At 66.3% G+C, this 19,667-nt stretch carries 27 protein-coding genes and 1 tRNA gene; 8 read left to right on the top strand and 20 right to left on the bottom strand.

The window, feature by feature from the left end; all coding sequences use genetic code 11:
* The first annotated feature begins 27 nt into the window (after positions 1-27).
* From ACP15H_RS05210 to ACP15H_RS05195, 4 genes are all read left to right on the top strand, one after another.
* Positions 28-1,032: a methyltransferase gene (locus tag ACP15H_RS05210; RefSeq protein ID WP_425065146.1), complete on the top strand. Its 1,005-nt coding sequence runs from the start codon at positions 28-30 to the stop codon at positions 1,030-1,032.
* A gap of 56 nt (positions 1,033-1,088) precedes the next feature.
* Positions 1,089-1,164, top strand: a tRNA-Glu gene (locus ACP15H_RS05205).
* Positions 1,165-1,320: 156 nt separating this feature from the next.
* On the top strand, positions 1,321-1,599 hold the full coding sequence (locus tag ACP15H_RS05200; protein WP_425065145.1) for a hypothetical protein: 279 nt from the start codon (positions 1,321-1,323) through the stop codon (positions 1,597-1,599).
* 2 nt (positions 1,600-1,601) lie between these two features.
* Complete coding sequence (locus ACP15H_RS05195; protein WP_425065144.1) at positions 1,602-1,922, top strand: hypothetical protein; 321 nt, start codon at positions 1,602-1,604, stop codon at positions 1,920-1,922.
* A 302-nt stretch (positions 1,923-2,224) separates the two neighbouring features.
* On the opposite strand, the gene ACP15H_RS05190 is transcribed toward ACP15H_RS05195, so the two are convergent.
* A complete protein-coding gene (locus ACP15H_RS05190; RefSeq protein WP_425065143.1) occupies positions 2,225-2,659 on the bottom strand; it encodes a hypothetical protein in 435 nt (144 codons plus the stop codon).
* Positions 2,660-3,083: 424 nt separating this feature from the next.
* Here ACP15H_RS05190 and ACP15H_RS05185 point away from each other — a divergent pair, with 424 nt between their 5' ends.
* Both ACP15H_RS05185 and ACP15H_RS05180 read left to right on the top strand, forming a co-directional pair.
* Entirely contained in the window at positions 3,084-3,326 is a 243-nt protein-coding gene (locus tag ACP15H_RS05185; RefSeq protein WP_425065142.1) for a hypothetical protein, read from the top strand.
* A gap of 651 nt (positions 3,327-3,977) precedes the next feature.
* Positions 3,978-4,301 carry a DUF3892 domain-containing protein gene (locus tag ACP15H_RS05180; protein ID WP_425065141.1) on the top strand — a complete coding sequence of 108 codons (324 nt, stop codon included), beginning with the start codon at positions 3,978-3,980 and terminating at the stop codon, positions 4,299-4,301.
* A 146-nt stretch (positions 4,302-4,447) separates the two neighbouring features.
* Here the strand turns inward: ACP15H_RS05180 and ACP15H_RS05175 are convergent, their stop codons facing one another.
* From ACP15H_RS05175 to ACP15H_RS05115, 13 genes are all read right to left on the bottom strand, one after another.
* Positions 4,448-4,726: a hypothetical protein gene (locus tag ACP15H_RS05175; protein WP_425065140.1), complete on the bottom strand. Its 279-nt coding sequence runs from the start codon at positions 4,724-4,726 to the stop codon at positions 4,448-4,450.
* On the bottom strand, positions 4,710-4,964 hold the full coding sequence (locus ACP15H_RS05170; protein WP_425065139.1) for a hypothetical protein: 255 nt from the start codon (positions 4,962-4,964) through the stop codon (positions 4,710-4,712). The genes ACP15H_RS05175 and ACP15H_RS05170 overlap by 17 nt, the downstream gene beginning before the upstream one ends.
* 9 nt (positions 4,965-4,973) lie before the next feature.
* A complete protein-coding gene (locus ACP15H_RS05165) occupies positions 4,974-5,759 on the bottom strand; it encodes an N-acetylmuramidase domain-containing protein (protein ID WP_425065138.1) in 786 nt (261 codons plus the stop codon).
* 55 nt (positions 5,760-5,814) lie between these two features.
* Positions 5,815-6,102: a hypothetical protein gene (locus tag ACP15H_RS05160; protein ID WP_425065137.1), complete on the bottom strand. Its 288-nt coding sequence runs from the start codon at positions 6,100-6,102 to the stop codon at positions 5,815-5,817.
* Entirely contained in the window at positions 6,099-6,446 is a 348-nt protein-coding gene (locus tag ACP15H_RS05155) for a hypothetical protein (RefSeq protein WP_425065136.1), read from the bottom strand. The genes ACP15H_RS05160 and ACP15H_RS05155 overlap by 4 nt, the downstream gene beginning before the upstream one ends.
* Positions 6,447-6,511: 65 nt before the next feature.
* Complete coding sequence (locus tag ACP15H_RS05150; RefSeq protein ID WP_425065135.1) at positions 6,512-8,863, bottom strand: hypothetical protein; 2,352 nt, start codon at positions 8,861-8,863, stop codon at positions 6,512-6,514.
* Positions 8,860-9,615 carry a hypothetical protein gene (locus tag ACP15H_RS05145; protein WP_425065134.1) on the bottom strand — a complete coding sequence of 252 codons (756 nt, stop codon included), beginning with the start codon at positions 9,613-9,615 and terminating at the stop codon, positions 8,860-8,862. The genes ACP15H_RS05150 and ACP15H_RS05145 overlap by 4 nt, the downstream gene beginning before the upstream one ends.
* A 2-nt stretch (positions 9,616-9,617) precedes the next feature.
* Positions 9,618-10,133, bottom strand: a complete 516-nt coding sequence (locus tag ACP15H_RS05140; protein ID WP_425065133.1) for a hypothetical protein — start codon at positions 10,131-10,133, stop codon at positions 9,618-9,620.
* A gap of 15 nt (positions 10,134-10,148) precedes the next feature.
* Complete coding sequence (locus ACP15H_RS05135) at positions 10,149-10,562, bottom strand: hypothetical protein (protein ID WP_425065132.1); 414 nt, start codon at positions 10,560-10,562, stop codon at positions 10,149-10,151.
* 7 nt (positions 10,563-10,569) lie between these two features.
* A complete protein-coding gene (locus ACP15H_RS05130) occupies positions 10,570-11,364 on the bottom strand; it encodes a hypothetical protein (RefSeq protein WP_425065131.1) in 795 nt (264 codons plus the stop codon).
* 12 nt (positions 11,365-11,376) lie between these two features.
* Positions 11,377-11,985, bottom strand: coding sequence for a putative phage tail protein (locus ACP15H_RS05125; RefSeq protein ID WP_425065130.1), 609 nt, complete (start codon positions 11,983-11,985; stop codon positions 11,377-11,379).
* The gene (locus ACP15H_RS05120; protein WP_425065129.1) at positions 11,978-13,081 is read right to left on the bottom strand and encodes a baseplate J/gp47 family protein; all 1,104 of its coding nucleotides are present in this window, start codon (positions 13,079-13,081) and stop codon (positions 11,978-11,980) included. Before ACP15H_RS05120 ends, ACP15H_RS05125 begins: the two co-directional genes overlap by 8 nt.
* Positions 13,078-13,548, bottom strand: a complete 471-nt coding sequence (locus tag ACP15H_RS05115; RefSeq protein WP_425065128.1) for a phage GP46 family protein — start codon at positions 13,546-13,548, stop codon at positions 13,078-13,080. The genes ACP15H_RS05120 and ACP15H_RS05115 overlap by 4 nt, the downstream gene beginning before the upstream one ends.
* Before the next feature lie 92 nt (positions 13,549-13,640).
* On the opposite strand from ACP15H_RS05115, the gene ACP15H_RS05110 reads away from it, so the two are divergent.
* Positions 13,641-13,811: a hypothetical protein gene (locus ACP15H_RS05110; RefSeq protein WP_425065127.1), complete on the top strand. Its 171-nt coding sequence runs from the start codon at positions 13,641-13,643 to the stop codon at positions 13,809-13,811.
* Here ACP15H_RS05110 and ACP15H_RS05105 read toward each other — a convergent pair.
* Positions 13,808-14,275 (bottom strand): phage baseplate assembly protein domain-containing protein, encoded by a 468-nt coding sequence (locus ACP15H_RS05105; RefSeq protein ID WP_425065126.1) that lies wholly within the window; start codon positions 14,273-14,275, stop codon positions 13,808-13,810. The genes ACP15H_RS05110 and ACP15H_RS05105 overlap by 4 nt on opposite strands.
* Complete coding sequence (locus ACP15H_RS05100) at positions 14,272-15,393, bottom strand: phage baseplate assembly protein (protein ID WP_425065125.1); 1,122 nt, start codon at positions 15,391-15,393, stop codon at positions 14,272-14,274. The genes ACP15H_RS05105 and ACP15H_RS05100 overlap by 4 nt, the downstream gene beginning before the upstream one ends.
* Before the next feature lie 52 nt (positions 15,394-15,445).
* Between ACP15H_RS05100 and ACP15H_RS05095 the strand changes: the two genes are divergently transcribed.
* Complete coding sequence (locus ACP15H_RS05095) at positions 15,446-15,658, top strand: hypothetical protein (protein WP_425065124.1); 213 nt, start codon at positions 15,446-15,448, stop codon at positions 15,656-15,658.
* Here ACP15H_RS05095 and ACP15H_RS05090 read toward each other — a convergent pair.
* The 4 genes from ACP15H_RS05090 to ACP15H_RS05075 all read right to left on the bottom strand — a co-directional run bounded on the left by ACP15H_RS05090 (position 15,655) and on the right by ACP15H_RS05075 (position 19,667).
* Positions 15,655-16,923 carry a DNA circularization N-terminal domain-containing protein gene (locus ACP15H_RS05090; RefSeq protein WP_425065123.1) on the bottom strand — a complete coding sequence of 423 codons (1,269 nt, stop codon included), beginning with the start codon at positions 16,921-16,923 and terminating at the stop codon, positions 15,655-15,657. The two genes, ACP15H_RS05095 and ACP15H_RS05090, sit on opposite strands and share 4 nt — an antisense overlap.
* On the bottom strand, positions 16,923-18,644 hold the full coding sequence (locus ACP15H_RS05085) for a hypothetical protein (protein WP_425065122.1): 1,722 nt from the start codon (positions 18,642-18,644) through the stop codon (positions 16,923-16,925). The genes ACP15H_RS05090 and ACP15H_RS05085 overlap by 1 nt, the downstream gene beginning before the upstream one ends.
* Positions 18,645-18,800: 156 nt before the next feature.
* Positions 18,801-19,244 carry a hypothetical protein gene (locus ACP15H_RS05080; protein WP_425065121.1) on the bottom strand — a complete coding sequence of 148 codons (444 nt, stop codon included), beginning with the start codon at positions 19,242-19,244 and terminating at the stop codon, positions 18,801-18,803.
* 42 nt (positions 19,245-19,286) lie between these two features.
* Positions 19,287-19,667: a phage tail tube protein gene (locus ACP15H_RS05075; protein WP_425065120.1), complete on the bottom strand. Its 381-nt coding sequence runs from the start codon at positions 19,665-19,667 to the stop codon at positions 19,287-19,289.

Raw genomic sequence — 19,667 nt, 5'->3', positions numbered from 1 at the left:
TCGGGCAACCAAAGAGGAAACGCCAGAATGCCGGACAACAAGCGCCTCGACACGACGCGGTTGCAGAAGATCGCCCAGGCCTATTGGGAAAGCGCCGCCCTGATGGCCGCCGTCGAACTCGAGATCTTCACCGCGATCGCCCACGGACACGACACCATTCCCGCCGTCGCGAAGGCCGTCGGCATTTCCGAGCGCAACGCCGAGCGCCTGCTGACCGTGCTGGCGGCGATGACACTGCTGTCGCGCGACGGCGGACGCTTCACCAACGCGCCCGACGTCCAGCGCTTCCTGGTGAAGGACGGCGAGCGGTATGCGGGTCCGTGGATCCTGTTCACCAAGCCGCGCTGGAAGGCCTTCGGCGAGCTTTCGGAGCGGCTGCGCGACAGCCAGGAGAACCGGCTGGGCGCCTACGTGGACTTCACGGTCGAGGATGCGCGGCGCTATCACGCCGCCACCTATTCGATCGGGATGGGCGCCGCCCGTCTGTTCAGCCGAAGCGTCGACCTGTCGGGCCGCAAGCGCATGCTCGATCTGGGCGGCGGCTCCGGTGCCTACAGCATCGTGGCGACCCAGACCTACCCCGGCCTCGAGGCGATCGTGCTCGACCTGCCGCCGGTCACGGTGGTGGCCGACGAATATATCGCCGCCAACGGCGCGACCGGTCGTGTGAGCACCCTGCCCGGCGACTTCACTGAGACTGCCTTTCCCCAGGGCGTCGACGTCGTCGTGATGGCGAGCAACCTTCCGCAGTACGAGCCCGCCCTGATCCGCCGGGTCGTCGCCAAGGCGTTCGAGGCCCTCGTGCCGGGCGGCGAAATGCATCTGATCGGCGAGACCCTGCACGACGACCGGAACGGCCCGCTTTCGGCCGCGCTGTGGGGCCTGAACGAGGCCATCCAGAGCAGCACCGGCCTGGCCCATACGGAATCGGAAGTGAAGGAATACCTGCAGGGGGCGGGCTTTGCCGGGGTGGCCGTCCATCCCTTCGTTCCCGGCGTCCTGTCGCGCATCGCCGGTCGGAAGCCCGGCTGAAGAGCGGGGGTTGCGTCCGCGCGGCCATTCGACTATCAGTCCGCCTCTGGCCCTATGCTCCCTTCGTCTAGAGGCCTAGGACGTGGCCCTCTCAAGGCTAAAACACGGGTTCGAATCCCGTAGGGAGCGCCAGCCTTAACCCTTGGAAAATAAAGCGTTTTCCGGTTTTGATGCTGGCCGGGAATATGTGGATAAGTGGACCGGAATGGCCCCAAAAGGCCAGGAGCCCCGGGGCAAATCCGGGGCAAAGTTCTTGTATCGTTCTCGCACCTTAAGCGAGGACCTCAAATGCTCGATTCGCCTTCCGCCGACTTCACCGATTTCGAGTCCTGGCACCCGTCGGGCTGGTCGCCGGTCTATGACCGGGTCACCAGCCGGCGCCACCTGGTCGGCTTCACCACCCTGCAGTGCGGCATCGACCGCTTCCTGATGGGCAAGGAAACCGGCGATGACGACGGCTCCTTCGTGATCGTCGGCCAGGCGCGGGTCGCGCTCGCAGGGGCGTTTAACGGATGGGTCGTCGAGACCGGCGACTATCGCGCCCTGCCGGGCTTCTGGCCGCTGTAGCCATGTCCAGCCGTAGCCCCAACAGCCACCAGCTCCGCCTGAAAGCCCTGCCCCACTTCGCCCGCATGCGCCGCGAGGATCCCTTCCGTGAGGCCGACAAGGCTGAGTGGCATGCCGCGGCCGATCGCATCGCCGGACCAGGCGGCTGGTACTCAGTTGCCGGCACACACGCCGACTGGGGCTGCAAGCTGATCCACTTCGCCACGGAGGCCGAAGCCGAGGCGATGCAGCGCTGGATCGCGGAATCCGGGATCGAGACACGGCCGGGGCCGGAACCGTACCGCGGCCCGATGCTCGGCGTGGCCGGCGCCGAGCCGCCCTGATGGTCGGCCTCTGGCCCTATCGCCCCGGCACGCTGTAAGCATTGAGAACAATCCTCGGCCACCATTACGACATCTGCCATCGCTGCCGGCGCTTTACCGAAATGGACATTCCGAAGGGCATGGAGGATCGCCCGTACCATCCGTGCCCATTCCGTTGCAGCAAGTGCGATGAGCGTGGCGCGCACGAATCAAAGTCGCCGCCCGGTTATAATCGGGACTGAGGCGAAGGCGCGAAAGCAGTCCCGTGGTTGGGTGAGATCGCGCGGCCGTGGGCTGCGTCCACTTTCCGGCGCAATCGGCGACTAGCTCGCAGAGTTCAGGAAACTCTCGAACTTGGACTTGATCTGGCTCTCGCAAGCCCGCCCTTCCATGACCATCAGCTCCCGGCCAGTCTTATTGTCGATGACCGACATATTGTAGCTGTAGGCGCCGCTCATATTGAGGCACGTGTCGAACTGGGCTGCTCTCAGCATCAAACGATACCGGGTATTGAAGGTGTTGTACGACTTGAGATTGACGCTCCCGCTGTTGCGGCCCTCGATGACATCGGGACCTCTGTCCACAACAAGCGTCCACCCCCGCGCGCTCAACACGTCCTTCAGTTCGGCAGCCAGTCCACCACCTGGCGGGACCGTAATGCTCTTCTCATCCGGATCGAGTTTGCCGTACTGCCGCATGTCCGCGCTCATGCACGCGCTCAACGAGGCTGCGATCAAAGCGATCAGCGCGGCCTTCATCCCCCAAATTCTATTCCATTGCATTTAATAGTACTCGCTGAAGGCGTTCGATCAGACGATTGTACTACCACAATAGCAGCAATCTTCGAATGCCTGCTTCGTCTCAGAGCTTGCGCAGCTCGGGCTCACAAGACCTGCTGGCGCGGATAAGCGCTGTCGCGTCCTGACCATGCATTCGATATTCTCGACGGCGCCGCGGCGGCGCGGACGTGCGCGCCCCTATGACACCGCCCGTGTGCCCCTTCGTTTGGGGAAGCGGGAGAGGCCGTGGGTCGCCGGAGGACTGCGGACGCTTTCCTTGGCGAGGGACAGCCAGTACCCGCGGCACTTCTCGGTGGCGGGCGAAGACCCGGTCAAGGCCTGACGCCAAACACGCGGGCTGGATGCAGGCGCAGCCGCCACGTCGTGCTACCGTTGCGCCCCCATGAGCTACAGCAAAATCATCGAGATCCAGGAGATCCTCAGCGAGGTCGACGCCTTGCTCCGAGAGCGGCTGAAGGCGGCCGGCATCGACATCGGCCATGTGCTGTTGGCGATCGCGCCCGACGGAGCCGGCGTGGTGCGGAGCAATGTCGGACCGGCCGGGCTGGGCGACATGGCTGAGCTGCTGGCCGAGATCGCCAACGGCGCGGCCGTGCGGCGGCCCGATACCGAGCCGCTGAACTGACCTATTCGACCAGCCGCCGGCCTTCGTCGGTGAGACAGACCGAATGCACGGGAGCACCCTCGCCCGTCATCCACCCTTTCTCAATCGCCAGCGCCAAGGCCGCGTCGAGCGTCGGAAGGGAGGTGTCTGGATGGCGCAGGCGCGAGCTTGCCCACCATGATCCACCTCATGGGCTCGCCGGACGTGACCTTGTAGACGTCGTCGCGGAGCTTTCGGGCGAGACCGCGAGGCGGTTTGCGGGGCATGGGCCAACTTAACGCCGACCCGGGCGGCGGGTTTCGCGACCCCAAGCGCGGCCACTGCGTTCCCGTTTTGAGCCGGCGCGCTTATATCGCCAGAATCAAAAACCCACAAGCAATTCGTTAGTGTCTACAAGGGGTTACGCGGAAATATTCGATTAGCATACACCCGGCGAAATCGGTTACTATTGCGCCGCGGTCTGAGGTCCACACTCCGGCCGCAGCGCACCATTCGGTGAAGGAAACCAGGAACAGCCCTTGCACGGCTGCCCTGGTCCTTCACCAGATCCGCTCTCCGCGGCAAGCGGGAACGTCATGGCAGTGTGAGGATCTCAAACCTCGGGTTTGGGGACGTATCTGTCAAGGTGTTCGGTGCAGCTCGTCGCATTTTGCGAGCGAAAGGAGACCCCTCATGGGCTCTATCTTCAATAAGCCGAACCTGCTGAGCCTTTATGCCAGCGCCCTATCGGGCCGGCGGCGGGTCACGCACATCCGGACGCATGTCCTCTACGACAACTCGTGGGAGTTCATCACCCATCTTGCGGGCGATGGCTTCGTCGCGACGAAAGAGGAGGCGGTCGAGGACATCCGGTCGTTGAGGTTTCTTTACCATACCAACGAAGATGGCACAGAGGCACCGCTGATCGTCGAATCGTCTCTGCTAGGCAACGCTTACGTTCGAACCAAGCCGGACTGCAGCCGGGCCAACAACCTTCTGAGTCTTCCGCGCTTCTAGCGACGCGGCACGAACAAAAAAAGAGCCCCGCCGGCGACAACCGGCGGGGCTTCGTAGGTTAGGGAGGAAACGCCCCACGGCCTTCATAGGCCGCCAACGGGCACCTCGACGGCCAGGTACGTGAGGCCGCCGAGCTCGTGGACCGGCTAATTGCCGATCGATGGCTTGAGACACTCGGCGTCGCGGACCTTGTTGAAGCCCAGCAGCCAACGGACCAGCGGCCCGAACACGGCTTCGCCGGATCCGACGTCGACGCTCTGGCCGTCGTCCTTCAGCACCGTGACGCGCCGCGCGGCATAGACCGTCTTCTGGTCGGCCGTCGTGTGGTAGCGGTCGGTCAGGGTGCAGAGCGTGCTGGTCGCCACGACGACCGGCGGCGATTCGCAGGACGCCGCGGCGAGCGGCAGGCTAATCGAGCCGATCAACAGCATCCTTGTAAGGTGTCTTGCTGACTTCATCATCGACCTGGTCCTTTCGTTCCTGCGCCTTGCGGACGGTGTTGAGGGTTTCGCTCTGGACGGCGTTGGTGACAGCCGCCGCGCCGGCCTTCTTCCCTTCGGCGAACTGGTCGCGCAGCAGCCAGGCGGCGGTGCCCATGAGCAGCGAGGCGATCAGGGTGATGGCGCCGGCCTTGGCGAGCGGGGTCGCGAGGAATGCGGGCATGGTGGCCTCCTACAAGCCCAGCGCCTGGCGCGTCATGACGCCGACGATGCCGTCGACCACGAGGCCTCGCGCGCCCTGCAGGCGCTGGACGGCCGCGAGGGTGACCGGTCCGAAGTCGCCGTCCGCCAGGATACCCAGCGCCACCTGAAGGGCCGCGACATCGGCGCCGCGATCGCCGACGCGCAGGACGCGCGGCGGCGGGCCAGCGGTGGCACCGCCGGTGCCGGCATAGAGCGCGGCCGCGGCGCGCAGCTTGACCGCATAGGCACCGCCATAGCCGCCGCCGTTGTAGAGCGTCTCGACCGTCTCCCAGTCACCGGTGCGAAGCGCCTCCTGCAACATGTCATCGGCATCGATGTAGCGCGTGAAGGCGTCCATCTGGCCGTCGTCGCCGTTGGCGCTCATGCTGGCGACGAACACGCCGATGCCGGAATAGCCGAGGCGCTTCCAGTGGTAGCCCATGACCTGGAAGCCGCCCCAGCTCGTGGCCTGGTCGGCCGCCGACGGGTCGAGCGCCCTCGCCCGCCGCACCTGGTCCCACGCGCCGGCCTTGGTGTGCGCAGCGAGATCCGGGTTCCAGGCGCGGCAGGACAGGTCGGGGTGGCTGGCGTTGAAGCGGTAGTCCGTCAGCTTGCCGAACCAGTGCGCCTCGAACCGCACGGGCACCTCGAGGCGGCCGTCCAGCACCCAGAACGTCTCGCCGGAGCTCTCCACGGCGCACATCGCCATGACGTGCGGCACGGGCACGCACAGGTGCGCGGCCGCGCGCTGATAGTCAGCGTGATCGAAAGGCATGAGGGCCTCGAAGGTTCAGGGGTTAGGACGTCGCTCCCGGCCGAACGGCGTTCGGCTAGATCTCCGGCGGGTTGCGGCTTTTCCAGTCGTTCGCGGCCGACCAGGCCATGACGGCGGCCAATGCCGGCACGACAATCCAGCGGCCGGCCGGCAGCGCCGGCGCGCCGTACTTGAACGCCTCGAGCGCCTCGTAACCGAGGCCGAAAGCTAGGACCGTGTAGAGCCACCAGCGGCAGCCCTTGGCGTGGCGCAGGCGATAGCGCTGCTGGACGAAGATGGCGCCGATGGTGACCAGGCAGCAGGCGATATAGGCGAGCTGCAGCAAGGCAAAAGGAGCGATCATGGGGTCCGCCCTCCCCGCCACAGCGACCACAACCAGGCGAAAGCCGCCTGGGGGTCGACGCGCCATTTCTCGACGAAGGTCCAGCAGCCGGCGAGGATGTTCATGCCGAGGAAGGCGATCAGCAGCGCGACCAGACGTTCCTGTTTGTGTGTGGCGCCCAGCCATTCGGCGATCGCCGGCGTCGCGAACAGGGCCAACGCCCAGCTCGAGACGACGGCCGCGAGCCGTGCGAATGGGTTGCTGTCGACCAAAGTGCGCAAGGTGAGCAGCGATCCCACGGCGGCAGCCGCCATCGTCCAGAAGGAGACACCCGATCCAGGTAACGGATCGTTCAAATCGGCCATCGGCCTCCTCCCCCGTGTTTCGCGATTCTGAAGAGCCGACATCAAGAGCGCCGGCACGCTCGCGCTTACGCCAGCGGCAGCCCGAGGATGATGGCGCGGATACGCTGCGCCGGTTGGTTGATGTCGCCACCGTCCGACGAGCCGGCACGCGAGAGGAACACCCGCTTGATCCCGTTCGCGACGATCCAGTCATGGACCGCGTAAGCCTCGGCTTCGGTCATGATGTTCGGTCGGCGACCGATCTGCACGGTTACCGCTACCTTGCCCCAGTTGATTGGTTCTTTGCCCACGGCGTAGGCCGTGAGGATGCCGGCGGGCCGGTCCCTGGCGACCGTTAGAGGGTTCGTGAAGGTGACGCGCACGGTGTCGGTCGCAATGGCCTCGGCCGTCAGAACGACGCCACTGAGGGTCTGATCGAAGGTCGGCGCGAACAGGCGCTGCCCCGGCTCGACGCCCACGACCGTCACGTCCTTGTAGGTCGACCCTCCCGCCGGCAGGATCGACGGCGGATCGTAGCTGGTGGACCCGGTGAGAACGCCGCGCGCGAGGTCGATCTGCCGGTTCAGACTCTCGGCGATGTCGTAGCCGCGCTTGTCGTTGCGACGGGCGTCGACCGAATACCAGGGAATGACCGCCGACTGCATGATCTGCGGGCACGTCGTCGTGTTGAAGCCGCCGTTGTAACCGAACTTGGTATCGAGCGGGTGCGGCGCATAGCTGAAGCCCGCACCAGTCGCCGCGCAGATTTCGGCGGCATATGTCAGAAACTCCAGGTGCAGCGCGTCGCCGGGCAAGTCATTCGGCTCGTGATCGAGCCAGATTTCCGGCGAGCAACCGGCGTTCCCGCCGGCCTCGAAGTTGGCGCACAGGTCGGCCTGCTTGTAGCGATCGGGCATGACAATGTCGCGACCGCAGAGACGACTGTCGATGCTCTCGGTGAAGACCGCGTGCTTGTTCGCCTCCCAATAGTCCTGATCCTGGAAGTTGCTGGCGAGCAGTCCTCCGGCTTCCACGTAGTCCAGAACGCCCCAGCCACGCGGATCGCGAGGTTCATTCCGCATCAGATATTTGCGGTGCCAGGCGATAATGGCGAGGGTGATGTAGCGTGCCTTGCGCTTGGTCGAACAGACCGGATTGCAGGGCACGCCGTTAATCTTGATGGCGGGATAGGTCGGCGCGCCCGACGTGCTGTTACTGTCCTGCCAGCGGCGGCGTGGCATCCCTGTCAGTGGGCCGCCGTCCGTGTCCGCCTCACCGGAGCACACCCAGACGAATTGCCCGAATATCAGGCCGGTCGCCTGGCTGTTCGCGATGTTCGGCGTGGCGCGCGCGACGAACATGTTCATAGGCCAATAGGGATAGGCCAGCCGCGACACGCCGTCGTTTGCGGGCGGCACGCCCAGGCGTTCGATCGTCGTGACGGACGGCACCCCGTTCACGGTTGTTGACGACCGCTCGAAAGCATTGTCGCCGGGATCGATCGGCAGCGGCCGCAGGTCGACTTCCAGCGTGTCGAAGAACTCGGCCACGAAGCTGCGCAGGTCGAGGAGCTGCGCTTCCGTGAGGGCGCCGATGAACCACAGGCCGATGGCGTTGGAGCTCTGCGTATTGCCGGTAACGCCACCCGCCAGCAGCGCGAGCTTGGCGTGCGGCAGAGCGGTGACGGCCGCGCTGATCGGCAGGACGGTGGTGTCGTTGATCAGAGTCCCGGCATTCGGATCGCCGGTCGTGGCCTTCTTGCAGGCGTAGCAGAAACCGATGGCGTTGGTGTCGGAGAAGACCTGCGCCGGGCCGGCGAGGAACGCCTGAGACGCGATTCCGCCGGAGCCGCGCAACGATACCTGCAGGCTCGGAGACGGCTGGAACGCGCCCATCTCCGAATAGAGGCCGGGCTCGTTGGATGTCAGGACGAAGCCGCCGCCGAAGTTGGTCGTCGTGAAGCCCGGAATCTCGTCGTAATAGCGGTCGAGGACCACGCGCGCGCCGTCTTCCGACGACATGCCGAACAGCGGATTGAAGGCCACGGTGCCGTTGATGATCGACCAGTCGCTGGCGACGACGCCGCCCTTCACGCCTTCCAGCGCGGCGACCTGACCGCCGAGCGCCGGGCAACCCCAGTCGTAAAGCGTCTGATGAACGCCGACACTCTTCAGCCGGGCGACGAGTGTGTTGAAGGCTTCGGTGATTGCCGGGTCGAGATCGACGACGCCGCGAGCGGCCACGCGCGCCAGAAAATCGACCGTCTCGGCCTGTGTCGGCGGCAGCGTCGGCGGCGGCGTTTCCGGCGGCGGTCCGACCGGATCGGGCAGCGGCGCCGGCGCCTGGTTGATGACCGGCCCGCGACCCATGCGCCAGCGCACGCGCAGGGCGCTCGAAGCGTAGATCAGCGGTGGACCCAGCTTGTAGACGTGACTCATGGCAATACGCTCTGGATGCCGCCATCCCAGGCCAGCCAGCCCTCCATGCGAAGGCGGTTGGCGATGGAGAGGATTTTGGTGATGAGGACTTGGCGGATGACGCCGGGGAAGAAATTCCCGGCGGTGTTCAGATTATTGGAGCCGATGGCAAAACGAGTAGCCGTGGTGGCCAACGACGCCGCCGCGATCGAAAGCCCCGGATACCCGTCGTTGCGGCCGGCGATCGTGGTGCCGGTAAACAGGGCGCCGATGACTTTTGGGAGGACGGAGCGAGGCTGGGCCGACGCGACCAGATTGGCCGTATTCGTAGCCCCGTCACCCACCGTGAACGACGCCGCCGTCTGATTGGTGAAGGCGACCTGCCGCCGGGTGGCGCCGCTAACCCCGCCGTAGCTAATAGGAATCCTGCCGCTGGTTGTTCCCAGTGCGCCCGTGAACTCCACCAACGCCCAAATCTCGCACGGGGTCGAGCCTGTCGGCAGAAGCGAGAGGTCGGTGCCGCGCAGGCAGCTCGCCGCGCCATCGAACACCGGCGCCGGCTTGCTGCTATTGAACCCTGTCGCGCTCCATGTCGGCCGCGCCGTCGTGGCTGCCGTCAGATTGATCCGGTGCTTGCGATCCTTCCACGACGAAATCCGGCCCAGGCCGTCGTCCGTCATCAGGCTCGACCCGTGGTCGTCGCCGCACCACCACGCATAGAGATCGTCGCCGAGATCCCAAGCATCCCAGAAGCCGGGGCGAATGACCGACATCGCTACTCCTCGAACGTGAAGGCGGTCGCGGTGCCGGTAGCCGTGATGCCGTAGACTTCGCCGACCGAGGCCGGCCAGCGGATGGGAGGTTCGTCCTTCTTGATCAGGAAGCCAGTCAATGCCGTGACACCGACCGGGCCGATGTACATGTCCTGAGTGATGCAGCGGACCAGGCGGTCGACGGCGTTGCCATTGAGGTTGAACAGCTTGGTGCCGCCCAACGTGGTGCCGACCGAGGTCTGCGCCGTGACGAACGTCGTGGACTTGGGTAGCACGACGGATACCGGCGCGGTCGGGTCGTATCGCTCACCCGTCTGCGGATCGATCGCGTAGATATCGACCGGCCGCATCGCGGCGACGCCCTGGACGGTCATCACGCCGCCCGCCGGCGTTCCGGCTACCCCTGCGCCCTCGCCTTTGACGGCGCCGGCCGCGCTGACGGCCGCCAGGCGCGTGGGATCACTGGCATCGCGCAAACGGAAGAGGCCGAGGAATCGGCTGAGGGTCGGTCCGGCCATGTTGGGAAACTCCGTTTAGCGAGGGCGCCACTTGCCATCGGTGAACTTGAGGCAGAACCGCGCGCTGCCATCGCAAGCCATCGGCTCGGCAGGATTGCTGCCGTCGCCCGCATCCTCGAACTCGCTGCCGTTGGGATCGATCAACAGGGGATACGTGCCCCACGTACCGGCATGGTCGTCGAACCAGACCTCGTCACCTTCGGTTGGCGAAGCGTCCAGCTTCGCGATGATGCTGCCTCCCCGCGTGTCGCCGGCATAGTAGCCGCCAGCGATGGCGTCGAAGTTCGCCGATTGAAGCAGCGCATGCCCCAGCACTTCCAGAGGCATGAACTCGAGCGGCACCCGCGCAGCGCCATCCAAAGGCGCGGCCCCCAGCGCCAGGCCGAGGCGGATCGAGCCGCCGGGCCAAGCCTTGTCCCACAAGCCCATAACTGCCTCACAGACGAATGATGACGGTCTCGACGATCATCGGGTTGAGGATCGAGGCCACAGTGGTATCGCCCGCGTAATCGTGGCCGTGCGGATCTTTCGATGTGTTCACACCGCTACCCGGTGCACCGATGGCGCCGCCGTTGGCGCCCTCCGTCGTGCCCGCGTAGTGGAAAGTCCTGGCCGCCACGCCGGCCTTCGCGCCCATCTTTGTCGTGTCGAGACCGGAATTCGCGATCGTGATGAGGCCAGCGGGCGCGGCGCCCATGTCACCGCGACCTACAGCCAGACGATCGCAGTAGTTCGGGAGCGTCATGCGCCGGTTCGCCACCCAGTCTGCTTCGGCACTGGCCCCGCGAGCCACGACCACGCCGCCCGATGTCTGGACGGGCAGTTCGTCGTCGCCGTAGTCATTCCAGTGGAGGATAAACAGGTCCTTCGTGTCGTCGTTGGCGCGCTCCGTCCCGCCGCTCGCCGCGTTGCCGTAGGTCCTGCCGTTCGCCAGGATCCAGCCCGGCGGGGCGATCTTGCCCGTATGACCTGACCGCATGCCCGTCGGCGCGACTTCCCTCGAAATCTTGCGGATCGCCTTCAGGAGCTGAGTGTCATCCGCCTTGTCGGGCGTGATTGCCGCTGCCGCCAGAACAGCCAGAAACTCGGCCTGCAGCATGTTGAGGAATTCGGCCGTGAGGACCGTGCCAGGCGACGTGCCGGGCGCCTGGTTGAACCACCCCGGCAAAGCGCCCAGGGCGGTGCGCGCCGGCTTGTCCGCGAGGGTGCCGGCGCCATCGATCTTGAACATGGGAACTCCGGATCAGGGCTCAGGGACGACGAAATGGACGCTCGTATGCGCGGGCGCCGCCCGACGCAGAACGCATTCCAGCGTCGAGAGATCGGGGAAGGTGAAGAGCACGTCACCGGCGACGTTCGCGCCGGCATGGAAGTACTCGATCGATTGATCGAGCACGTAGACGATCCAGACGAAATCCGACTCGCCGACCGGCTCGCCCGCCATCGAGAGGCCGGCGACGAAATCCTGCTGCTCGTGGATCTCGATGTTCCAGCCGGCCTGGCCGGCCAACTTCATCATCAGATCCTTGGTCGGCACATGGTCCGCGAAGAACTGGTCGATGAGCTCGGCGCGGCGCTGCGCCAGGGTGCCTGGCAGAGGCCGGCACGGATCGGGAAGGCCCGCGACCTGCTCGAACTCCGGCAGCAGCTCGAGTGCCGACGACGGGAACGACTCGCTGTCGAGGAGCACCAGTGCCCGGTCGTGGCGCTGACGGCGCTCCTCCGCGATCACGCCGAGCAGCTTGCCCCACCGGGAGTCGGGATCGCGCGGCCAGGCGACAGGTCCGGGCGGCATCACGGCATAGGTGGCTTCCAACCATCCGAGCGATGTCGGGCGCGGCGCGTCAGACATAGGTGATGTCTCCCGGCACGGCGATGTGGCCCGGCGCGATCGCGGTGTCGCCCGCCGGCAGATCGAGATCGTGGCTGTCCTCGCCGGCGGCGCGGCTCACCGCCTCGGCGATCCACGACCGCGAAATGGCGCCGCCGGGCGTGGCGCGCCGGAACAGCATGCGCGTGAACTCGCCCGCGATCGCCGCGCGCACCGTCGGCGAATCGGGCGTCAGGTCCGAGATCTGCACGTCGACCGGCGTCGGGACCAGGGCCGTGACGAAGACACTGGCGCAGATCGGCCGCAGGGAGAGAATCGACTGCAGGACCAGGAGCTGGTCACCCGCGCCGGCGCCGACGCCCGTCGTCGGCCGATAGAAGGCATCGGTCCCTGCGGGGATGCCGTTCTCGTGGAGCGCGTCGAGCAGCGGATAGAGGGTCACGGCACCCGGCGTCGGAGTCGCCGGCGCGCTGAAGACACGCGTCACGCCCGGAACCTGAAGGACGGCATTCTCCCAGTCGTTGCGGTTGCCGCCGAAGCTGGGCTGAGCGAAGACGCGCAAGGTGCGCAGCCTCAGATCGGCGTCGCTCTCGGCCTCGGCGCCGCCGGCGAAGGACACGGCCACCACGCCGGAATCGGCGAAGCCGGCGGGTGTCTCGACGAAGGTGAGCGCGGTCCCGGATACCAGGTTGCCCGCCGCGCCGCCGTCGGCGGCAGTCGCCGCCGTCGTGACCGAACCGCCGCCCCCCAGCGCGGCCGGAGCCGACAGCCGGATGGCGAGGCCCGCCCGGGTCTGCAACACCGCCCCCGTCGACGCGACGTAGCCCGGCGTCCCGGTCAGGGTCACCGTGCCGCCGCCGGCCGTCGCGCTCTTGCGCGCGAGGCCCTTGGCCGCGGCCCAGCGCTCCAGGTAGGGCGTGTCGGCCGAGAAGGGAAAGAGCTGCCCCACCATCCAGTCGAGGAACGACAGGTCCTCGTCGGTACTGGCCGCGATCAGCTCGACCAGGGCGCGGCCGGGCGACTGGCGCAGGTTGACGTCGGCACCGGGGAAGCGCGTGCGCATGAGCGCGCCGATGCGCTCGCGCAGCTGCTTGGTGGTCGGGCGGGCGAACGTCATCGGCGGGCCACTCCGGACCAGAGAAGATCGACCGACCAGTCGCGGCGAACGCCGTTCGGTTCGGTCAGGGAGACGGTGAGCCGCAGCGCGTCCCGCGGCGCGTCGAGAAAGGCCGCCGTGACGTCAACCGAGGAGGCAATGCCGTCGTCGACGAACCACTGCACCGACGTCCACGCCGCCGTCTCGATCGCCAGGCGCGCCGCCTCGGTCCGCTTTTCGCGGAGGTGGATCCATACCAGGCTGCCCATGCTCTCGGCCGCGGTGCGCCCGGCATCCGCCCACCAGCCGCGCCGGTCGGACCCGAGATCCGGCGTCAGGTCGCCGGGCTCGGCCAGGGCATCGGTGAAGATCGAGACCCAGACGGCCGCCTCGAGCGCGCCGCCGTTGCCGATGCCGGCGTCGAAGTCGCCGGTTTCCGTCAGCGCCAGGTCGAAGCCGCCGGCGGCCGCATCGAATTCGAGCCGCATGTCTTTCCTCTTTGCGAATTATCCGCATCCGGATAAGAGCGATGACGTTGCTCCCCGGGAGCATCAGCTCGAAGAGAGCGACGGGGCAATAAATGGACGTAGAATTGGTGCGCCTTGAAGAAGCTGTTTCAGACGCCAGCGCACGTTATGAGCGGCTTCGTCACTTTCATGACGGTGCCGTTGTCCAGGCCGCAAAATCGCTCCTGGAGACGGCAGAACACGCTCTGAAGGACTACCAGCTGACCAAGAAGTCCGCTCGCTAGGGCGGCGGCGGGCCGATCGTTATGGCTTCCGACGAAACGAGCCCGTGATCGGCGTCGAGGATCAGGTACTTCTCGCCGACGCGCAGTTCGAGGCGGCGCGCGCGGGCGACGATCGTGTTCGGCTTGGGATCATCGGTGAACTTGATCCAGTGCCCGATCTCGTCGCGGGCGTGGCGGCCATAGACGGCGACCTCGCCGCTCTGCAGATCCTTCGGGCGGGCGCGGCGATCGTCGCCGGCCAGGATGACCGGTGCGGAGCGTTCGCCGTTGGCAAAAACCGCGAACACTTCCGATCCCGGCAGCGGGCGCGACGCGAAACCGAAGCCCTGGGGCATCTCCCCGCGCCGCAGCTCGCCCTTGAAGAACTCGGCCTGCGGCATCTCGAGGCCGAGCCGGATGTCGCTCTGCCGAACGACGCCGCGGGAGAACATCGACGCCAGGCGCCGGGCCAGATCCTCACTCATCCCGCCCCCCCTCCGCTGCCCGTGATGCTCCCGGCGTCGGCCCACCGCCCACCCTCGCCACTCCCCGCCGGCGCCTCCGGCGGTTCGGGTGTGAAGGCCTCGGGGGGCGCCAGCTCGAGTTCGCAGGTCGTGCCGGCCGCGCCCTTGCGGTAATGGACTTCGGCGATCGCGAGCTCGGCCGACAGGTTCAGTTCCGGCGCCTCGCAGGGCACCAGGATGTTCGGCACCCAGAGCTTGCCGTCCGACTGGCGCCAACCGACGAAGGTCGCCGAGAATCGCAAAGCCTTTCCCTTGTTCCGTCGCGCCTCGTAGGCCGCGCGCGCCATGACGCCGACCTTCTTGGCCGCCCCTTCGTTGAGGAAGGTCTTCGGGCGGTAGCGCGTCACGCTGCGATCGAAGATTTCGCCCTCGACATGGGCCAGGTCCTCGGCAACGGTCTCCTCGCCGCCGTCCTCCTCGCTCCAGCGGGCGCCGGCCTGGGCCTTCACGCGGTAGACGGAAAAGAGCTTGCTCGCATCCTCGACGGTCTCTAGCGCGAGCAGCCCGTCGGCGGGATGCACGATGCGATCGGAGGCGCGCTCGGTCGCCAGTTGCGTCAGGACGAGCCGCCCTTCCGGATCGTCCATCACCAGCAGCTGCCTCTGCCGCGCCAGGCGCTCGATCAGCTTCCAGCAGGTCTCGCCGTGATGCGCTGCTGCCACCGCGAAGGTCGGACCGGTCGCCTTCGCATCGACCTCGATGCCGAACGGCGCCGTCACCTTGCGGGCCACTGCCGCTAGGTCCAGCCCGGCGAGCTCCGTCGTCGGAAAATCGGGCGAGCAGTCGATCAGATCGCAGGTCTTGCTGCGGCCCGAGATGGTAACCGATGCCGACGAGGCATCGCGGCGCTTCTTCACGACCTCGACCCAGCCGGTCAGCACCTTGTCGTCGCCGATCCGGACCTCGCAGGCCGCCCCTTTCGGGATCTCGAACCGCGCGTCGCGCCCCGGCCAGCGCTGCGTCACGCCGATCTGGAAGTCGCCAGCCGCCCGCTCGATCCCGCGCGAGAGACGCACGTCGAGCCAGCCACCGAAAGCCTGGCCATCGACGATCAGCGACAGCTCGTGGTTCTCCAGCATTTGCTTTCCAGTCACCCAAGAGTAGCGTTGGCTGCTACGTACAGGAGAAAAAATGTTCTTCGACTTCGACTGGAAGCGCCTGAAGCGGTTGGGCGAGCAGATCCGCCAGATGAATACGCCCAACGCCACTACGGCCACGCTTGCCGAGGCCGTAGGGCAGGCCGTCGTCGGCATTGCCGCCTTAGGCACGGATCAGACTAAGGAAATCGAGGCGATGAAGAAGAAGATCACCGAGCTCGAGAGAAAGCTCGCTCAGATATCCTAGCCAGACAGCCGTTCTCCCTGCCGTGGAAGGAACGCCGGATGCACGGCGCCAGTGCGCTCGGCCAGCTCACGCGCACGGGTTTCGATATCCGACGAACCGCCATAGAACAGCTGCGCCAGCACCCGCGCCGGGCGCGGCGCCGGCACCGCGTAGGGGACCAGCCGCGCCTTGTTGGCGCCAGCGGCCGAGATCGCCTGCAGCGCCGTCGATCGCAGATCCTGCAGCGCCACGCGAGCCCGGTCGTCGCGCCCGCCGGCAGCCGAGGGATCACCGGCGATGTCGATCTCGTCGTCGAAGGCGTCGGCCAGCCGCGTGCGCAGCGCCGCGGCATCGTCGTAGCTTGCAAAGGACAGTCCCGAAGACTGCGCACCGATCTCCGAGAGGATCGCCCGGCGCACGCCGGCGCCAAACGCGCGGCGGTTGCTGGCGACGGCGATCTCGAGCGGCGTCTCGGCCGCTTCGGCCAGCCCCGCCACGCCGTCGTCGACCGAGCGGTCGTACACGTTCCATAGCGCATCCACCGCGCGGCCGCGCGAGGCTGCATCCGGCGACGGCCCGGCCAGCGCCCGGGCCCAGGTCGAGACCAGGTCCACGGTCGAGACCGCAAAGACGGCGAGATCCAGCGCCGGCAGCAGGCTCGACCGATAGTCGCCGGTCAGCGAGAGCGCGGCCGCCAGGGCGGTCGACGGGAACTCGCCGGCCACCAGGGACGCGGCGATGTCGAGCGCGCCCGCCAGCCCGCCGGCGCCGTCCAGCAGGTCCCCGACGATCTCCTGCCCCGGGATGTCGAACGAGAGGGCGTCGCCCAGGGCCTCGGCGAACGCCGTTCGGGCGTCCTCGACCGCCGTCAGCAGGGCATGCGGCCAGCTGGTCGACGCGGCCGGGAAGGCGTTGCTCCCCGGGTCGACGAAGGTAACCGCGAACTCGACCCAGTTCGCCCGGCCCGAAACCTTGCGATAGTCCCATTTCTGGGCGAGCGCGGTCTCTCGCCGGAAACCCGGCAGCACCAGCGGGCCCGGCCCGCCCTTCCCCAGCAGGTCGTCGAAGCGGCGGGCCTGCAGATCCGCCAGGGGGCCGACGAAATAGAGGCTGAACTCCCGGCGCCGGGCCTCGGCGCCGAGATCCTCGAAGAAGGGCCGGTCGCGATCGGGGTACTGGTGCAGCGGGCCGCGCCGGCCGCCCTCCCCGCGCTCGTTCGCGACCTTGAAGGGCTGGCCCTTGAACGAGCCCTCGAGGGCCGTGAGTGGATTGAAGAGAGCTACCATCAGTAGGCCGTCATGCTGCGCCCGACATCGAGCTGGTTCACACCCTTCGAACTGCTCTCGACGGTCGCGGTGGTGCCGGGCTCCGTCTTGACCGTGATGGTGGCCTCGATCGTGGCCTTCTGGGGCACGCCGGCGTTTGCGAGCGCGCCCGCCGACCCCGGCGCCGGCGCCGACGGGAAGGAAGTGAACATGTTGGGATTGTCCGGGTTGTAGCCACCGGCCGCTGCGGTCGCCGCGTTCAGGCCACCGGCGCCCGCCGACAGACGGTTCCCCGTCCAGGTAAGGGCCCTATCGATTGGCGCCCAGATCGTACTGAAGTCTGGCAGCAGCGACTTGATGCCGTCGATCAGGCGCTGCAGCAGCCGCTCGCCAGCGGCGAAGAGATCCACGTCGAAGAGCCATTTCGAGAGACCATTTACAGCTTCGGTGATGAGCGTCCAGGGATTGAAGCGCTTCCAGACCTCCCATAGACCGCTGCCGAGGCCTTGATCGAAGGCTTCCCGCACCGCCGTCATCTGTTCGCCGAACCACGTCGTGATCGGACCCCAGTTTTTGTAGACCGCATATGCTCCCGCCGCGACCGCAGACAGGAACAACACAAGAGGATTAGCATAGAGCGCTACGTTTAACCGCCAGATGGCCGCCGTTGCCAGTCCGAGTCCAGCCAATGCTGGGCCCGTCATCGTGAGCCCCAAGCCGGTGAGGGCAAGGTCGAACATCGTACCGGCGTCGGCGCCCTTCCACATTTCCTTCACGAAGGGGATGGCAAGCAACGTCTTAGCTGCACTCGAAACTTCATCGAATGCTTTTCCGATAAATCCCACTTTCCGCTCGAGCGACTGGGCGATCAATTCCCGATTGGCAGCGATCCAGCCTGTGGTCTCTTCAACGACGCTCGCCAGGCCCGGTGCCACGGCCGCACTCAGCCGCGCTGCCAAACCCGAACCCGCCTTGTCGAGCTGCTTGTACGCGGTGTCGAGACGCTCAAAAGAACTGCGATGCTCGTCGGTCAAGCCTGAGTAGCGCTTCATTTCCGCGCGCAGGTCGGCAATACCAGAGCGACCCTTGACCAGAAACGGGATCAGGTCTGCACCGGTCCTGCCGAAGAGCGCGATCGCGGCCGCCGTCTGCGTCGCCGGATTGCTCGTGTTCTTGAAGGCTTCGGCGATATCCTCGAGAGAGTTCGATACCGTCTTTACCTGACCGGCACTGTCTCGCAGCGGGATTTTCATCCTTGCGAAGAGCGCAGCGACATCCTTATTTTTGCCTGTCGCGGCGTCGTACATCGTCTTGTTGAGTTTCACGAGGCCCTTCTCAAGGGCTTCGCTTTCAACATTGGTCAGCTTGGCGCCGTAGCGCCAAACGGACAGGTCGCCCTTCGTGGCGCCAAGCTTCTGCGCGGCCATCGAGAGACCGTCATAGCCATCGGAGGCCCGACGGGTCATTGAGATCAGGCCAGCGAGAGAGGCGACCGAACCGAGCGCGCCCAACGCTGGCAGCCACGAAGAGATAGCTGCCAAGCCACTGCGCGCCTTACCAGCGACATTGTCCATGGCAGTACCGACACGGCCGAGCGCGATCGTGTTTGGCTTACCGAGAGCTACATTCACCGACTTGAGTGAATCGCGCAGATCTTTGGACGAATCACGGACCTTGCGAAATATCTCGCTGGCGCGGTCTTCTCCGATGATGCGGGTAAAGACGGAGAAAGCTGCAGCCATCGTACGCTCCTCCTCATCGGCTGTTTAACTTTGCCTCGATCGCGGCGTTGATTCGCCCGGCATGATCAAGCCACCGCCGAAGATCGGCGAGCGGCACATCCATCACGACCTGCGGCGGCACATTCCAGAAATGCGCAAGGTCATATATCCTCTCGGTCAGCCCGTTGAGGTTCGCCGTAACAAGACCAAAAAAGGGGCGAGCTTCTCCGCGCAGCGGCCGACGTCGATCGATTTGAGCCTGTCGATATCGGCCGAGGTCATCTTGTCCTCGTTCAACATGACGAGCATTTCGGTCGTAGCATCATCTTCGCCGCGCCTCTCGCCGAACGCCTTCAAGCGCTTGATCTCGGCGAAGGACGGCGTGCGGAAGCTCAGCTTCGTCAGAACCGTGCCTCCGCCGGCGAGGAGGGTGTGCGGATTCTTGAGGGTGACGGTGACATTGTCCGGCACCGGCGCGTCCGCGTCGCGCTGCGCGTCGGGCACGATGTTGAGCTCGAGCGCGCGGGCCATGGCCTCGAGCGTGGTACCGCCCGGCGCCGGCAGGTCGCCGCCGCCGGCGAGGTCCTTCAGCCAGGCGACGCCGGCATTCAGCTGCAGCATGTGATCTTCCATCTGTGGCTCCTTGTTCATCTGTCTCTCCTTCTAACCCTGGGCGGCCAGCTCTTCGCCGGCCTCCCCTTCCCAGCGGATCTTGCCCTTGGCCTCGTCGACGTTGATCGTCGTCTCGCCGGCCATATACGCGCCGCGCAGGACGAGGACGCGGCCGTCCGCCAGCCGCGCCGTCACGGTCGCATCGGTGATCGCCTCGAGCTGCGCGGTCGTGTACTTGCCGCCGAATGTGTAGTCGCCCTCGATGAAGGGCAGGTTCGGCTTCACGGTGAAGCCGTGGTGCCGCCCGTCGCGACCGACGACGCCTTCCTTGACCTGTGTCTGGAAGTTGAACGTCATGTCGCCGCGGAACTCGAGCACTTCGCCGTTCACGCGGACCTCGGCATAGCCGCCGATCGGCTTGGTTCGGGACAT

Origin of the sequence: Reyranella sp. (assembly GCF_965249915.1) — a bacterium.
In the GTDB taxonomy this organism is placed as follows: Bacteria; Pseudomonadota; Alphaproteobacteria; order Reyranellales; family Reyranellaceae; genus Reyranella.
Note: the sequence above shows the minus strand (reverse complement) of the source record. Positions and strands in the feature narration are given on the sequence as shown.

Excerpts from the sequence above, each read along its gene's own strand:
- ACP15H_RS05115 (WP_425065128.1), bottom strand. The coding sequence starts at position 13,548 with ATGCGGCTCGAATTCGATGCGGCCGCCGGCGGCTTCGACCTGGCGCTG.
- ACP15H_RS05100 (WP_425065125.1), bottom strand. The coding sequence starts at position 15,393 with ATGCTGGAGAACCACGAGCTGTCGCTGATCGTCGATGGCCAGGCTTTC.
- ACP15H_RS05120 (WP_425065129.1), bottom strand. The coding sequence starts at position 13,081 with ATGACGTTCGCCCGCCCGACCACCAAGCAGCTGCGCGAGCGCATCGGC.
- ACP15H_RS05135 (WP_425065132.1), bottom strand. The coding sequence starts at position 10,562 with ATGGGCTTGTGGGACAAGGCTTGGCCCGGCGGCTCGATCCGCCTCGGC.
- ACP15H_RS05110 (WP_425065127.1), top strand. The coding sequence starts at position 13,641 with ATGGACGTAGAATTGGTGCGCCTTGAAGAAGCTGTTTCAGACGCCAGC.
- ACP15H_RS05150 (WP_425065135.1), bottom strand. The coding sequence starts at position 8,863 with ATGAGTCACGTCTACAAGCTGGGTCCACCGCTGATCTACGCTTCGAGC.
- ACP15H_RS05155 (WP_425065136.1), bottom strand. The coding sequence starts at position 6,446 with ATGGCCGATTTGAACGATCCGTTACCTGGATCGGGTGTCTCCTTCTGG.
- ACP15H_RS05145 (WP_425065134.1), bottom strand. The coding sequence starts at position 9,615 with ATGTCGGTCATTCGCCCCGGCTTCTGGGATGCTTGGGATCTCGGCGAC.
- ACP15H_RS05185 (WP_425065142.1), top strand. The coding sequence starts at position 3,084 with ATGAGCTACAGCAAAATCATCGAGATCCAGGAGATCCTCAGCGAGGTC.
- ACP15H_RS05130 (WP_425065131.1), bottom strand. The coding sequence starts at position 11,364 with ATGTTCAAGATCGATGGCGCCGGCACCCTCGCGGACAAGCCGGCGCGC.
- ACP15H_RS05170 (WP_425065139.1), bottom strand. The coding sequence starts at position 4,964 with ATGCCCGCATTCCTCGCGACCCCGCTCGCCAAGGCCGGCGCCATCACC.
- ACP15H_RS05105 (WP_425065126.1), bottom strand. The coding sequence starts at position 14,275 with ATGAGTGAGGATCTGGCCCGGCGCCTGGCGTCGATGTTCTCCCGCGGC.
- ACP15H_RS05195 (WP_425065144.1), top strand. The coding sequence starts at position 1,602 with ATGTCCAGCCGTAGCCCCAACAGCCACCAGCTCCGCCTGAAAGCCCTG.
- ACP15H_RS05095 (WP_425065124.1), top strand. The coding sequence starts at position 15,446 with ATGTTCTTCGACTTCGACTGGAAGCGCCTGAAGCGGTTGGGCGAGCAG.
- ACP15H_RS05165 (WP_425065138.1), bottom strand. The coding sequence starts at position 5,759 with ATGCCTTTCGATCACGCTGACTATCAGCGCGCGGCCGCGCACCTGTGC.
- ACP15H_RS05160 (WP_425065137.1), bottom strand. The coding sequence starts at position 6,102 with ATGATCGCTCCTTTTGCCTTGCTGCAGCTCGCCTATATCGCCTGCTGC.
- ACP15H_RS05125 (WP_425065130.1), bottom strand. The coding sequence starts at position 11,985 with ATGTCTGACGCGCCGCGCCCGACATCGCTCGGATGGTTGGAAGCCACC.
- ACP15H_RS05085 (WP_425065122.1), bottom strand. The coding sequence starts at position 18,644 with ATGGCTGCAGCTTTCTCCGTCTTTACCCGCATCATCGGAGAAGACCGC.
- ACP15H_RS05210 (WP_425065146.1), top strand. The coding sequence starts at position 28 with ATGCCGGACAACAAGCGCCTCGACACGACGCGGTTGCAGAAGATCGCC.
- ACP15H_RS05080 (WP_425065121.1), bottom strand. The coding sequence starts at position 19,244 with ATGCTGCAGCTGAATGCCGGCGTCGCCTGGCTGAAGGACCTCGCCGGC.
- ACP15H_RS05180 (WP_425065141.1), top strand. The coding sequence starts at position 3,978 with ATGGGCTCTATCTTCAATAAGCCGAACCTGCTGAGCCTTTATGCCAGC.
- ACP15H_RS05090 (WP_425065123.1), bottom strand. The coding sequence starts at position 16,923 with ATGGTAGCTCTCTTCAATCCACTCACGGCCCTCGAGGGCTCGTTCAAG.
- ACP15H_RS05075 (WP_425065120.1), bottom strand. The coding sequence starts at position 19,667 with ATGTCCCGAACCAAGCCGATCGGCGGCTATGCCGAGGTCCGCGTGAAC.
- ACP15H_RS05140 (WP_425065133.1), bottom strand. The coding sequence starts at position 10,133 with ATGGCCGGACCGACCCTCAGCCGATTCCTCGGCCTCTTCCGTTTGCGC.
- ACP15H_RS05200 (WP_425065145.1), top strand. The coding sequence starts at position 1,321 with ATGCTCGATTCGCCTTCCGCCGACTTCACCGATTTCGAGTCCTGGCAC.
- ACP15H_RS05190 (WP_425065143.1), bottom strand. The coding sequence starts at position 2,659 with ATGAAGGCCGCGCTGATCGCTTTGATCGCAGCCTCGTTGAGCGCGTGC.